At 63.1% G+C, this 13,234-nt stretch carries 10 protein-coding genes and 2 pseudogenes; 7 read left to right on the forward strand and 5 right to left on the reverse strand.

Annotation, left to right across the window (positions count from 1 at the left end):
• The first annotated feature begins 39 nt into the window (after positions 1-39).
• Positions 40-2,493: a penicillin-binding protein 1A gene (locus tag ABIE20_RS17175; RefSeq protein ID WP_429506228.1), complete on the forward strand. Its 2,454-nt coding sequence runs from the start codon at positions 40-42 to the stop codon at positions 2,491-2,493.
• A gap of 135 nt (positions 2,494-2,628) precedes the next feature.
• Here ABIE20_RS17175 and ABIE20_RS17180 read toward each other — a convergent pair whose 3' ends face one another.
• The 3 genes from ABIE20_RS17180 to rpmE form a co-directional block, all read right to left on the reverse strand.
• Positions 2,629-3,897, reverse strand: coding sequence for a malic enzyme-like NAD(P)-binding protein (locus ABIE20_RS17180; RefSeq protein WP_045193954.1), 1,269 nt, complete (start codon positions 3,895-3,897; stop codon positions 2,629-2,631).
• A gap of 178 nt (positions 3,898-4,075) precedes the next feature.
• Complete coding sequence (locus tag ABIE20_RS17185) at positions 4,076-4,897, reverse strand: thermonuclease family protein (protein WP_429506143.1); 822 nt, start codon at positions 4,895-4,897, stop codon at positions 4,076-4,078.
• Positions 4,898-4,899: 2 nt separating this feature from the next.
• The gene (gene rpmE, locus ABIE20_RS17190; RefSeq protein WP_010222223.1) at positions 4,900-5,115 is read right to left on the reverse strand and encodes a 50S ribosomal protein L31; all 216 of its coding nucleotides are present in this window, start codon (positions 5,113-5,115) and stop codon (positions 4,900-4,902) included.
• Between the two features lie 171 nt (positions 5,116-5,286).
• Here rpmE and ABIE20_RS17195 point away from each other — a divergent pair, with 171 nt between their 5' ends.
• The 3 genes from ABIE20_RS17195 to ABIE20_RS17205 all read left to right on the forward strand — a co-directional run bounded on the left by ABIE20_RS17195 (position 5,287) and on the right by ABIE20_RS17205 (position 10,095).
• Positions 5,287-7,506, forward strand: coding sequence for a primosomal protein N' (locus ABIE20_RS17195; RefSeq protein ID WP_429506145.1), 2,220 nt, complete (start codon positions 5,287-5,289; stop codon positions 7,504-7,506).
• A gap of 161 nt (positions 7,507-7,667) precedes the next feature.
• Entirely contained in the window at positions 7,668-9,404 is a 1,737-nt protein-coding gene (argS, locus tag ABIE20_RS17200; protein WP_429506147.1) for an arginine--tRNA ligase, read from the forward strand.
• 1 nt (position 9,405) lies between these two features.
• On the forward strand, positions 9,406-10,095 hold the full coding sequence (locus tag ABIE20_RS17205) for an SPOR domain-containing protein (RefSeq protein WP_038997644.1): 690 nt from the start codon (positions 9,406-9,408) through the stop codon (positions 10,093-10,095).
• 48 nt (positions 10,096-10,143) lie between these two features.
• Here ABIE20_RS17205 and ABIE20_RS17210 read toward each other — a convergent pair whose 3' ends face one another.
• Positions 10,144-10,563 carry an NINE protein gene (locus ABIE20_RS17210; RefSeq protein ID WP_429506149.1) on the reverse strand — a complete coding sequence of 140 codons (420 nt, stop codon included), beginning with the start codon at positions 10,561-10,563 and terminating at the stop codon, positions 10,144-10,146.
• Between the two features lie 246 nt (positions 10,564-10,809).
• On the opposite strand from ABIE20_RS17210, the pseudogene ABIE20_RS17215 reads away from it, so the two are divergent.
• Together ABIE20_RS17215 and ABIE20_RS17220 are read left to right on the forward strand one after the other, a co-directional pair.
• Positions 10,810-10,923: pseudogene (locus ABIE20_RS17215) on the forward strand (peptidase P60); the annotation flags it as partial.
• An 81-nt stretch (positions 10,924-11,004) separates the two neighbouring features.
• Positions 11,005-11,445: pseudogene (locus ABIE20_RS17220) on the forward strand (C40 family peptidase); the annotation flags it as partial.
• Here ABIE20_RS17220 and ABIE20_RS17225 read toward each other — a convergent pair.
• The gene (locus ABIE20_RS17225; RefSeq protein ID WP_429506150.1) at positions 11,442-12,470 is read right to left on the reverse strand and encodes a type IV pilus twitching motility protein PilT; all 1,029 of its coding nucleotides are present in this window, start codon (positions 12,468-12,470) and stop codon (positions 11,442-11,444) included. The pseudogene ABIE20_RS17220 and the gene ABIE20_RS17225 sit on opposite strands and share 4 nt — an antisense overlap.
• A 66-nt stretch (positions 12,471-12,536) precedes the next feature.
• Between ABIE20_RS17225 and ABIE20_RS17230 the strand changes: the two genes are divergently transcribed.
• Positions 12,537-13,223, forward strand: coding sequence for a YggS family pyridoxal phosphate-dependent enzyme (locus tag ABIE20_RS17230; RefSeq protein ID WP_429506152.1), 687 nt, complete (start codon positions 12,537-12,539; stop codon positions 13,221-13,223).
• Positions 13,224-13,234: the final 11 nt, after the last annotated feature.

Consider the following 13,234-nt stretch of genomic DNA (forward strand, 5'->3'; position numbering starts at 1 on the left):
GCGCAACCCATTCTTCTATCTGGACGCCCAAAAGCCTTGATACGCCTGCTGAAGTTCTTCTGGTGGTCTTTCGTCGCAGTCATCTGCGCGCTCGTGCTCGGTCTGAGCGGCGCATTTCTGTATCTTAGCCCCAGCTTGCCCTCGGTAGAGGCCCTCAGAAGCATCCAGTTGCAGATCCCTTTGCGGGTCTACAGCAGCGACGGCAAGCTGATCGCCGAGTTTGGCGAAATGCGCCGCTCGCCCATCCGTTTTGCCGACATTCCGCCGCATTTCATCCAGGCTTTGCTGTCGGCCGAAGACGACAATTTCGCCAATCACTACGGCGTCGACCCCAGCAGCCTGATGCGTGCTGCAACACAATTGCTCAAGTCCGGGCACATCCAGACCGGCGGCAGCACCATCACCATGCAGGTGGCGAAGAACTTCTTCCTCAGCAGCGAACGCAGCTTCTCGCGCAAGACCAACGAAATTCTCCTGGCCCTGCAGATCGAACGCGAACTGACCAAGGACGAGATCCTCGAGCTGTACGTCAACAAAATCTACCTGGGTAACCGCGCCTACGGCATCGAGGCCGCCGCGCAGGTGTACTACGGCAAGTCGATCCGCGATGTCAGCCTGGCGCAGATGGCGATGATCGCCGGCCTGCCGAAAGCGCCGTCGCGCTTCAACCCGCTGGCCAACCCGGTGCGCGCCAAAGAGCGGCGCGACTGGATCCTGGGGCGTATGTACAAGCTCGGCAAGATCGACGAAGCCAGCTATCAGGCCGCATTGGCCGAGCCGATCAACGCCAGCTACCACGTGCCGACTCCAGAAGTTAACGCACCCTACATCGCCGAAATGGCCCGCGCCGAAATGGTCGGCCGCTACGGCAGCGATGCCTACACCGAAGGCTTCCGCGTCACCACCACGGTGCCGAGCGACCTGCAGGAAATCGCCAACAAAGCCGTACTCAACGGCCTCACTGCCTACGACGAGCGCCATGGTTACCGCGGCCCCGAGTCGCGCTTCCCGGGCAAGACCCGCGACGCCTGGCTACAGGAACTGAGCAAGCAACGCCCATTGGGCGGCCTGGAACCGGTGATTGTCACCGAGGTCAGCAAGGCCGGCCTGCAGGTGCTGACCCGCGCCGGCAACCAGGAAACGGTCGCCTGGGACACCATGAAATGGGCCCGCCCGTTCCTCAACACCAATAGCCAGGGCCGCGCGCCGCAACAGCCTGCGGACGTTGCCCAGGTCGGCGACCTGATTCGCGTGCAGCGCCTGGACGACGGCAGCCTCAAGTTCAGCCAGGTGCCGGGGGCGCAGAGCGCACTGGTATCGCTGGACCCCAACAGCGGTGCGATCCGCGCCCTGGTCGGCGGCTTCTCGTTCGAGCAGAGCAACTACAACCGCGCCATGCAGGCCAAGCGCCAACCGGGCTCGAGCTTCAAGCCGTTCGTGTACAGCGCTGCGCTGGACAACGGCTATACCGCCGCCAGCCTGGTCAACGACGCGCCGATCGTGTTCGTCGACGAGTACCTGGACAAGGTCTGGCGGCCGAAGAACGATACCAACACCTTCCTCGGCCCGATCCGCATGCGCGAGGCGCTGTACAAGTCGCGCAACTTGGTATCGATCCGCCTGCTGCAAGCCATGGGTGTGGGCCCGACCATCGACTACATCAGCAAGTTCGGCTTCAACAAGCAGGACCTGCCGCCCAACCTGTCGCTGGCCCTGGGTACCGCAACACTGACGCCAATGGAAATCGCCACCGGCTGGAGCACCTTTGCCAACGGCGGCTACAAGATCAGCCCGTACCTGATCGAGCGCATCGAGAGCCGCAACGGCGAGACCCTGTTCACCGCCAACCCGCCGCGGGTACCGCAGAGCGAACAGGTCGAGGCCGGCATCGCCGCACCCGAGCAGCCGATCAGCACGCAACTGCCGGGTGAAGGCCTGAGCACCGTTGCCAGCAACCCGACTACCGCGGCTACCCAGCCGCCGGCTGTGGCCGAGCGCATCATCGACGGGCGCACCAGCTACATCCTCACCAGCATGCTCCAGGACGTGATCAAGCGCGGTACCGGGCGCCGCGCCCTGGCCCTGGGCCGTACCGACCTGGCCGGCAAGACCGGTACCACCAACGAGTCCAAGGACGCCTGGTTCTCCGGCTACAACGCCGATTACGTGACCACCGTATGGTCCGGCTTCGACCAGCCGGAAACCCTCGGGCGCCGCGAGTACGGCGGCACCGTGGCGCTGCCGATCTGGATGAGCTACATGGGCGCCGCGCTCAAGGACAAACCCAACCACGCCCCGGCCGAGCCGGAAGGCATCCTCAGCCTGCGCGTCGATCCGGTCAGCGGCCGAGCGGCGACCCCGAGCACGCCGAATGCCTACTTCGAGCTGTTCAAGGCCGAAGACACGCCACCATCGGTCAACGAGCTGGGCAACGGCAGCGCACCAGGCAGCCCGCTGCCAGCGGACGAAGCGGCACCGATCGATCTGTTCTGATGACAGAGGCTCCCACAGATCCTTTGTGGGAGCTGGCCTTGCCAGCGATGAAGCCAACAGCGATCCACAGCCGTCACCCACAAAAAAGCCCCGACTCTCGCGAGCCGGGGCTTTTTGTTATGACGCTACAACAGCTTAGCCGTTGAACACGTCATCCACGCTTTTCAGCGGGTAGTTCTTCGGATACGGCAGGGTCGCCACACCGGTCTCGATCGCAGCCTTGGCCACGGCGTCGGAAACGACGGTGATCAGGCGAGCATCCATTGGCTTCGGAATGATGTACTCACGGCCGAACTCCAGGGCGTCGACGCCGTAAGCTGCACAGACTTCCTTCGGCACTGGCAGCTTGGCCAGGTCTTTCAGGGCGTTGGCGGCGGCGATCTTCATTTCTTCGTTGATGCGCTTGGCGCGAACGTCCAGGGCACCGCGGAAGATGAACGGGAAGCCCAGTACGTTGTTGACCTGGTTCGGGTAGTCGGAACGACCGGTAGCCATGATCACGTCGTTACGGGTGGCGTGGGCCAGCTCCGGGGAAATCTCTGGATCAGGGTTCGAGCAGGCGAACACGATCGGGTTCGGCGCCATCGACTTCAGGCCTTCAGGGCTCAGCAGGTTCGGGCCGGACAGACCGACGAACACGTCTGCGCCTTGCAGGGCGTCTGCCAGGGTGCGCTTGTCGGTAGCGTGGGCGAACACCGCCTTGTACTGGTTCAGGTCGTCACGGCCAGCGTGGATCACGCCAGTACGGTCAACCATGAAGATGTTCTCGATCTGTGCGCCCATGCTCACCAGCAGTTTCATGCAGGAGATGGCGGCTGCACCGGCACCCAGGCAGACGATCTTGGCGTCGGCCAGGGTTTTGCCAGCGATTTCCAGGGCGTTGATCATGCCGGCGGCGGTAACGATCGCGGTACCGTGCTGGTCATCGTGAAAAACCGGGATGTCGCACTGTTCGATCAGCGCGCGCTCGATTTCAAAGCACTCTGGCGCCTTGATGTCTTCCAGGTTGATGCCACCGAAGGTGATGGAGATGCGCTTGACGGTGTCGATGAAGGCTTGCGGGCTCTCGGAGTCGACTTCGATATCGAACACGTCGATACCGGCGAAACGCTTGAACAGAACGCCCTTGCCTTCCATGACCGGCTTGGAGGCCAGCGGGCCGAGGTTACCCAGGCCGAGGATGGCGGTGCCGTCGGAAATGACTGCTACCAGATTGCCCTTGCCGGTGTACTTGTAGGCCAGCTCCGGATCGCGACCGATTTCGCGAACCGGCTCAGCCACGCCAGGGCTGTAGGCCAGCGCCAGGTCGCGAGCAGTCGCGGTAGGTTTGGTGAGCTCGACGCTCAGTTTCCCCGGACGAGGTTGAGCGTGGTATTCGAGAGCGGCAGTTTTCAAATCTGACATGGTGGGCATTCCGCTATTTACTGTTCTGACGGACCGCCGAGGATACGCAAAGAGCAAAGGGCCGACAAGACTGCCCGGTCACTTGTGTCAAGGGCTTTAACCTACGACTTTCCGCCAAGAGCCGCAGCCTGCAAGGGTTTCGATGTGTACAATCGAAATTAAAAATGTAGACAATATTTTATCTTTCGACCCTTTCCATCATCGAAGGATCGGTCAGTGGCAGCAACCAGCGTTGCTGGCCCGGTTTCAGGCCACCCTTGCGGGAACGATCCAGCACCCAACCGCGAGCTTCGATGGATCGACCTTTCAGATCGGTAAAGAAAGAAGAAGGGAAATTGCGCTGCAGGCGTGCCGGCACCTGAAGCACCAGAGAATCGTCGATTTCGATCCAGATACCCCCGCGATTGCGCTCGATATCCATCACCTTGCCACTTATCAGGGCAAACCCGGACTGGCGCACGGCGCTTGCCGGGGTCAATGGCGATTGCCGCCACAGGCCTTTGCCGGCCTGACGAGCGGCGCGCTCGGCCCGCGCCTGGCAGCCGGTCAGCGAGACATTCGGCGCCACCGCAACCCGGTAGCCAAGGCCTTCACTGAGCAGTTGTGCCTCGAAATTGTCACCAGAGCGGCCGTACACATGCGCCAGAGTACGGCCATACTTGTCCCGCGCCTCGACGCCGGGAACCAGCCCCACCTGCCCGCCACTGGCCTTGACCAGCGCCTGCAAGCGCTGCCGTGCGGCCTCGGCGAAGGCTTCACTGCTGCGACCTTTGCGACCGATTTCCGGTGCATTGATGCCAATCAGGCGAACACTGCGACCATCATTCAGACGCAAGGTATCGCCGTCGACCACCTGGCGCACGCTGACCACCTGCGCATAGACCGGTGCCGCGCAGAACGCCAGGGCCGGCAACTGCCAGATCGCGCCCATAAAAAAGGCGCCCACGAGGGACGCCTTTTTCAGCAGCAATGCCAAACCCATGGGGCCAGCGTCGCGCAATCTTACTTCTTGGCACCGAACATGCCGAAGCGATCGGCGAACTTCTGTACGCGGCCGCCGGTGTCCAGGACCTTCTGCTTACCGGTGTAGAACGGGTGGCAGAGGTTGCAAACGTCGATCGGCAGGGCTTTGGCCAGAGTCGAACGAGTTTCGAATTTGTTACCGCAGCTGCAGGTAACTTCTACAGCTTCGTATACCGGATGGATATCGGCTTTCATGGTGTTTCCTCAGTGCTGACGTGCCGCCACTCAACACCATTGTTGAATACCGCACGCAAAATAGGGTCCGAATAATACCAGAGCAAACAGCCAACGCAAGTTGTCGCTTAGACCGGCGGTCGTCTGCTAGGCTCGCCGGACCCTGGAATTCCCCTGCAGAGAACCTTTCGCGTGTCCGACGTCATTCTACGCCTTGCCCTGCCCTCGCCCCTGCGGCGGCTGTTCGATTACAGGGCACCGGCGAGCATGGCGCGCCAGGCACTGACCCCGGGCATGCGCATCCGCGTGCCCTTCGGTCGACGCGAGATGATCGGCATCCTGATCGAGATCTGCGACACCAGCGAGGTGCCGGCCGACAAGCTCAAGCCCGCAATCGCCCTGCTCGACCCGGTGTCGCCGCTGCCACCGGCGCTGTTCAAGCTGTGCCTGTGGACCGCGCAATATTATCAGCACAGCCTCGGCGACACCCTGAGCTGGGCCCTGCCGGTGCTGCTGCGCCAAGGCGAGCCGGCCGAAGTGCGCCAGGAGCGCTTCTGGCAAGTGGCCCCGGGGGCGCGCCTGGACGATCCGCGCATCGCCCGCGCGCCACGTCAGCGCGAAGCCCTGGCAACCCTGGCGCAGCACCCCCACGGCGTTGCCCATACCCTGCTGAGCAAACTGATGCTGAGCAAGGACAGCCTCGACCTGCTGCTGGCCAAGGAACTGGTCCAGGTCGAAGTGCGCCGCCACTTACCTCAAGAGCGCCACGAACACTGGCTGGCGCAGCCGGAATTGCCGCTGAACGATGAGCAGCGCGCCGCCTTCAATGCGGTACGCTCAGGCTTCGACAGCTTTCATGCCTTCTTGTTGGCCGGGGTCACCGGCAGCGGCAAGACCGAGGTCTACCTGCAGCTGATCCGCGAAACCCTGGAGGCCGGCAAGCAGGCGCTGATTCTGATCCCGGAGATCAACCTGGGGCCGCAAACCCTGGCGCGCTTCGAGCAGCGTTTTAACGCGCGCATCGCCCTGCTGCACTCGGCGGTCAATGACCGCGAGCGCCTGGATGCCTGGCTGGCCGCCCGTGACGGCGAGGCCGACATCATCATCGGCACCCGCTCGGCATTGTTCACACCGATGAAAAACCCCGGTTTGATCATCATCGACGAAGAGCACGACGGCTCTTATAAACAGCAGGAAGGCCTGCGCTACCATGCCCGCGACCTGGCGCTGGTACGCGCACGCCAGGAGAACATCCCGATCCTGCTGGGCTCGGCCACGCCGTCGCTGGAGAGCCTACACAACGCCCACAGCGGCCGCTATGGCCTGCTGCGCCTCAACCAACGCGCCGGCGGCGCCCAGCAGCCGCGCTTCCTGCGCCTGGATGTGAAGAGCCGGCCATTGGACAGCGGTATTAGCGGGCCGATGCAGCAAGCCATCGGCCAGACCCTGGCGGCCGGCCAGCAAGTGCTGGTGTTCCTCAACCGCCGCGGCTTTGCGCCGACGCTGCTGTGCCATGACTGCGGCTGGATGTCCGAATGCCCGCGCTGCGATGCGCGCATGACCGTGCACCAGCGCTCCAACGAGTTGCGCTGCCACCACTGCGGCTATGATGAGCGGGTGCCGCGCCAGTGCCCGCAGTGCAACAAGGTCGACCTGCGCCCGGTCGGCGCCGGCACCGAGCGCGCCGAAGAACGACTGAGCATTCTTTTTCCGGATTACCCGGTGCTGCGCGTCGACCGCGACAGCACCTCGCGCAAGGATGCGATGAACCAGTTGTTCGCCACGATCCAGCGCGGCCATCCATGCATCCTCGTTGGCACCCAGATGCTCGCCAAGGGTCACCACTTTCCGCGGGTGACCCTGGTGTCGATCCTTGATGCCGACGGCGGCCTGTTCTCGGGGGATTTTCGCGCCAGCGAGCGCATGGCGCAGATGATCGTCCAGGTCGCCGGCCGGGCCGGACGCGCCGAAGAGCCGGGCAAGGTGATCATCCAGACCCACCTGGCCGACCATCCTTTATTGGTGCAACTGACCGAGCAGGGCTACTTCGCCTTTGCCGAACAGGCCCTGAGCGAGCGCCGCGCCGCCGGCCTGCCGCCTTTCGCGCACCTGGCGCTGCTGCGCGCCGAAGCGCACAAGCCGGGGCAGGCCGAAGGGTTTCTTGATGAAGCCTGCAGCGCCGCCGAGCAATTGCTAGCCGAACAAAACCTGCACGGCATCGAGCTGCTCGGCCCGGTGCCGGCGCCGATGGAACGCCGTGCCGGACGGTTTCGTGCGCAATTGTTGCTCCAGGCCAATGCCCGGGCACCTTTGCATCGACTGATCAGCGCCTGGTTGCTAGTGTTGGAGCAGATGCCTTCCGGGCGCCAGGTGCGTTGGTCGCTGGATGTCGATCCGGTGGATTTGTACTGATCCATCGCGGGGCAAGCCCGCTCCTACACACCCCGGTAGGAGCGGGCTTGCCCCGCGATAGCGCCCCAAAGGTTGGCAACCTCGCCCCGGCAACGGATAATGTCCAGTTTTTCCACCTGCGCATCGAAGCGCCGCCGCGCTTGCGGTCGAAAGAGAAGCCCATGAAAGACACCATTCGCCAGCTGATCCAGCAAGCCCTCACCCAACTCGTCACCGACGGTGTGCTGCCTGAAGGGCTGACGCCGGCGATCCAGGTGGAGAACGCCCGGGACAAGACCCACGGCGACTTCGCCAGCAACATCGCGATGATGCTGGCCAAGCCTGCCGGCATGAAACCGCGCGACCTGGCCGAGAAGATCATCGCCGCCCTGCCTGCCGACGAGCAGGTGAGCAAGGTCGAGATCGCAGGCCCAGGCTTTCTCAACTTCTTCCAGAACACCCAGGCCCTGGCCTCGCGCCTGGATGCGGCCCTGGCCGACGCCAAGCTTGGCGTGAAGAAAGCCGGCCCGCAGCAGAAGGTGGTGGTCGACCTGTCGGCCCCTAACCTGGCCAAAGAGATGCACGTTGGCCACCTGCGCTCGACCATCATCGGTGACGCCGTATCCCGCGTGCTGGAGTTCCTCGGCGATGACGTGATCCGCCAGAACCACGTCGGCGACTGGGGCACCCAGTTCGGCATGCTGATGGCCTACCTGCAGGAAAACCCGATCACCAGCGACGAGCTGTCGGACCTGGAGAACTTCTACCGGGCGGCGAAAAAACGCTTCGACGAGTCCGAAGAGTTCGCCGACCGCGCCCGGGGCCTGGTGGTCAAGCTGCAAGCCGGCGACCCGGAATGCCTGAAGCTGTGGACCCGCTTCAAGGACATCTCGCTGTCGCACTGCCAGAAGACCTACGAACTGCTCAACGTCAAACTGACCATGGCCGACGTCAAGGGCGAAAGCGCCTACAACGACGACCTGGCCAATGTCGTCAGCGACCTCAAGGCCAAGGGCCTGCTGGTCGAGAGCAAGGGCGCCCAGTGCGTATTCCTCGAAGAATTCAAGACCGCTGAAGGCGAGCCGCTGCCGGTGATCGTGCAGAAAGCCGACGGCGGCTACCTGTATGCCACCACCGACCTGGCTGCCGTGCGCTACCGCAGCAACGTGCTCAAGGCCGACCGCGCCCTGTATTTCGTCGACCAGCGTCAGGCCTTGCACTTCAACCAGGTGTTCGAAGTGGCCCGCCGCGCCGGTTTCGTCGGCCACCCGATGCAGATGGAGCACATGGGCTTCGGCACCATGAACGGCGCCGACGGCCGTCCGTTCAAGACCCGCGACGGCGGCACGGTAAAACTGATCGACCTGCTCACCGAAGCCAAGGAGCGTGCCTACGCCCTGGTCAAGGAGAAGAACCCGGAACTGGCCGAAGCCGACCTGCGCGCCATCGGCGAAGTGGTCGGGATTGGTGCGGTGAAATACGCCGACCTGTCCAAGCACCGCACCAGCGACTACAGCTTCAACTTCGAACTGATGCTCAACTTCGAAGGCAACACCGCGCCTTACCTGCTGTACGCCTACACCCGCGTCGCCGGCGTTTTCCGCAAGCTGGGCAAGAGCTTCGAAGAAGTCGACGGCCAGATCATCCTGCAAGCACCGCAGGAGCAGGACCTGGCCGCGCGCCTGGCGCAGTTTGGCGAGATCCTCAACAACGTCGCTGAAAAAGGCACGCCACACGTGCTGTGCGCCTACCTGTACGACGTTGCCGGCCTGTTCTCGAGCTTCTACGAGAACTGCCCAATCCTCGCCGCCGACACCCCTGAACAGCAGCAGAGCCGCCTGCGTCTGGCCGCCCTGACCGGTCGTACCCTCAAGCAAGGTCTGGAACTGCTCGGCCTGGAAACCCTGGAGCGCATGTAAGTTGGCTGCCAAGAAAAAACCCGCACCCAAGCGCGGCGCCAGTCGCTATCAGGCACCTGCCAAGCAGCCGATCCCGGGCTGGCTATGGCTGGCAATCGGCTTGTCGGTGGGCGCCTTTGTCGTGTTCCTGATGAAGCTCGAGCCTGGCAACGGCGAGGTCAAGCGCACCAAGCCCGAGCAGCAGAAGGCCGAGAAGGTCGCCGAAGCCAACAAGACCGCGCCAAGCCCGCAGCAGCCGGTGAAGCCGAAGTACGACTTCTATACCTTGCTGCCGGAGTCGGAAGTGATCGTGCCGCCTGAGGCCGTACCGGAGAAAACCCCGCCGGTGCCGGCGCAACCTCCGGTCACCCCGGCGGAAGCGGCGAAGATCGACACCGCTCGCGCCCAGGCTGCACTGATGGGGCAGACGCCTCCGCCAGCACCACCGGTGATCAAGCCGGCGGCTACCACGCAGTTTTTCCTGCAAGCCGGTTCATTCCGCAAACAGGCCGATGCCGACAAGGTCCGTGCGCAGATCATCCTGCTCGGTCAGGCGGTCAAGGTGGAGTCCGGTACGGTGAAGGAAGAAACCTGGTACCGCGTGCTGGTTGGCCCGTTCAGCAACCGTGAACAGCTGACCGTGGCGCAGAAGCAACTGGCCGGCAGCGGCTTCAGCAACCTGCTGTTGCAGCAGCGCCAGACCCGCCAGTAAATCCGCCCTAAAGGCCTTGTCGCACTCACTGCGACAAGGCTTCAGGCCTTAACGCCGCTGGGCGTTGGTCAGTGACACCTGGGTATTGAGTGTCCAGAAGTCATACAGCACACCCACCAGAAACAGCCCGCCGGTGCACAGGTAGATCAGGCCCGTGATCCACTTGCCCTGGTACATGCGGTGCACGCCGAACACCCCAAGGAAGGTCAGCAGGATCCACGCCAGGCTGTAGTCCACAGGACCAGGCTGAAAGCGCAGGTCGGCTTCGCGGTCCATCGCCGGGATCAGGAACAGGTCGATCAACCAGCCGATGCCAAGCAGCCCCAGGGTGCAGAACCAGATCGTGCCGGTGACCGGCTTGCCATAGTAGAAACGATGCGAACCGGTGAAACCGAAAATCCACAGCAGATAACCGATCACTTTGCTGTGGGTGTCGTGTAGCTGACCGCCCTGTTGATAACTGTTCATTCATAGCCCCTGTGGGTTATCGATAAATTTTCTAAAGAAAAATGTGACTTTTCTGTGGCATCCCGACGTGTGGTCATTTGCCACCCTACCCGCCGCAAACCCCTATCCTGTCTGGCCCGCGCCTTTCGAATGCAGGCCAATCGCCGCTTTTGCCGGTTTTTGCCAACCCCTGGAATCGACCAACGGATCAGAATTTGATCAAAAAGCTGTTATAAAGTTGCGCGCTAACCAACCAGAGCCCTGCCTATGCGTCCTTTTTTCAAGACATGGCTGACCATCTGCCTATTATTGCCACTGGCTGCCCACGCCACCAATCGTGAGCAACGGTTACCCAACGGTTTCTCCGGGTACACCTCCAATTCCACCGCTGCGCGTCCACACAAGAACGTCAGCAGCAGTAAAGTCCAGCACAGCCCCAAGCGCAGCGCTCGCCCGGGCAAGCCGCTGCCGGTTGCCGCAGCCATGTCGCCGCAGCAAAGTAGCGATGTGCTCAGCCGTGCGGTCAACGTGCTCGGCACCCCGTACCGCTGGGGTGGCAGCAGCCCGAGCAAGGGCTTTGACTGCAGCGGCCTGGTCAAGTACGCCTTCAACGACATCGATGAAGTCGACCTGCCCCGTACCTCCAACGCCATGGCCAGCGGCCACGGCATCAAGGTCGATCGCAACGACCTCAAGCCCGGCGACCTGATCTTCTTCAATATCAAGAGCCGCCGGGTCAACCACGTCGCCATCTACCTGGGCAACGACCGCTTCATCCACGCGCCGCGCACTGGCAAACGGGTAAGCATCGACACCCTGAACAAGCCGTACTGGAATAGCCGTTACGTGGTTGCCAAACGTGTCTTGCCAAAAAGCCAGCAACTGGCCCTGGCCAAGCGCTAGAAACGCCCCGGCGCCCGCTCCCGGGCGCTTTCAGGGCTGACCAGCCCTCGGCGCACCAGGCCCTGCAGACACGCGTCGAGGGTCTGCATCCCTTGCGCCCCACCTGTCTGTATCGCCGAATAAATCTGCGCCACCTTGCCCTCGCGCACCAGGTTACGCACCGCAGGCGTAGCCAGAAGTATCTCGTGGGCGGCCAGCCGGCCGCCGCCAAGCTTCTCCACCAGCACCTGCGAGACCACCGCCTGCAGCGACTCGGCGAGCATGGCGCGTACCAGTGGCTTCTCTTCGGCGGCAAACACATCCACCAGGCGGTCGATGGTTTTCGCCGCTGAACCGGTATGCACGGTGGCCAGCACCAGGTGCCCGGTTTCCGCTGCGGTCAGGGCCAGGCGAATGCTCTGCGGATCGCGCAGTTCACCGAGCATGATCACATCCGGGTCCTGACGTAATGCTGCGCGCAGGGCCTGGGCAAAACCCCGGGTGTGCCGGCCGATCTCGCGCTGGCTGATGCGGCTGCGCTGCGAGCTGTGGATAAATTCGATGGGGTCCTCGAGGGTGACGATATGCAGCGCACGCTCGTGGTTCAGGTGATCGACCAGAGCCGCCAGGGTGGTCGATTTACCCGACCCCGTGGGACCGGCAACCAACACCAGCCCGCCCGACAGCTCGGCAATTTGCCGAAACACATCCCCTAGACCGAGTTCAGCCAGGCTGCTGACCTGCGCGGGAATCACCCGCAGCACTGCAGCGGCACCTTGAAGCTGTTGGAAGGCGTTGACCCGAAAGCGCGCCAATGCTGGCACGGCAAAGGCAAAGTCGATATCCAGATGTGTTTCAAAATCCTTTTGTTGCGCCTCGGACATCATCTGCCCGAGCATTTCGCCCATATGCTGCGGCGTCAGCACCGGCAGCTCCAGCGGCCGCAAACGCCCTTCAAGACGCAGCGCCGGCACCTCGCCCGCCGCCAGGTGCAGGTCGGAGGCACCGGCCCGCACTGCCAGCGCCAGCAGTTCAGTCACATCCATGAGACTCCCCAAAGCCCGCCAAGCAGGTAGAATGCCGCAGACCCAAAGAGCCGCTGGCATCGATCAATGTCCACCATAGCAGACAACCTTTCCACGCTCGCCGCACGCATCCGTGCCGCCGCACTGGCCGCCGGGCGCGAGCCGTCAGCCGTCCAGCTGCTGGCCGTGAGCAAGACCAAACCCGCCGCTGCCGTGCGCGAAGCCTTCGCCGCCGGAGTGCGCGATGTCGGTGAGAACTACCTGCAGGAAGCCCTGAACAAACAGGGCGAATTGACCGACCTGCCCTTGACCTGGCACTTCATCGGCCCCATTCAGTCGAACAAGACTCGTGCGATTGCCGAGCACTTTGACTGGGTACATTCCGTGGACCGCCTGAAAATTGCCCAACGCCTGTCCGAGCAACGCCCTGACAACCTTGCAGCGCTGAACATCTGCCTGCAGGTCAACGTCAGTGGCGAAGCCAGCAAGTCCGGTTGCACGCCCGAGGAGCTGCCGGCCCTGGCCAGCGCCATCGCCGCGCTGCCACGCCTGCGCCTGCGCGGCCTGATGGCGATTCCCGAGCCGACCGACGACGAGGCCGCCCAGCAAGCTGCCTTCGCCCGGGTTCGCGAGTTGCAGGCGAGCCTGAAGTTACCCCTCGACACCCTGTCCATGGGCATGAGCCATGACCTGGAAGCCGCGATTGCCCAGGGCGCGACCTGGGTGCGTATCGGCACCGCGCTGTTCGGTGCCCGCGACTACGGCCAGCCCTGACCCATGCTTTT

This window comes from Pseudomonas sp. 2835 (genome assembly GCF_050435905.1).
In the GTDB taxonomy this organism is placed as follows: domain Bacteria; phylum Pseudomonadota; class Gammaproteobacteria; order Pseudomonadales; family Pseudomonadaceae; genus Aquipseudomonas.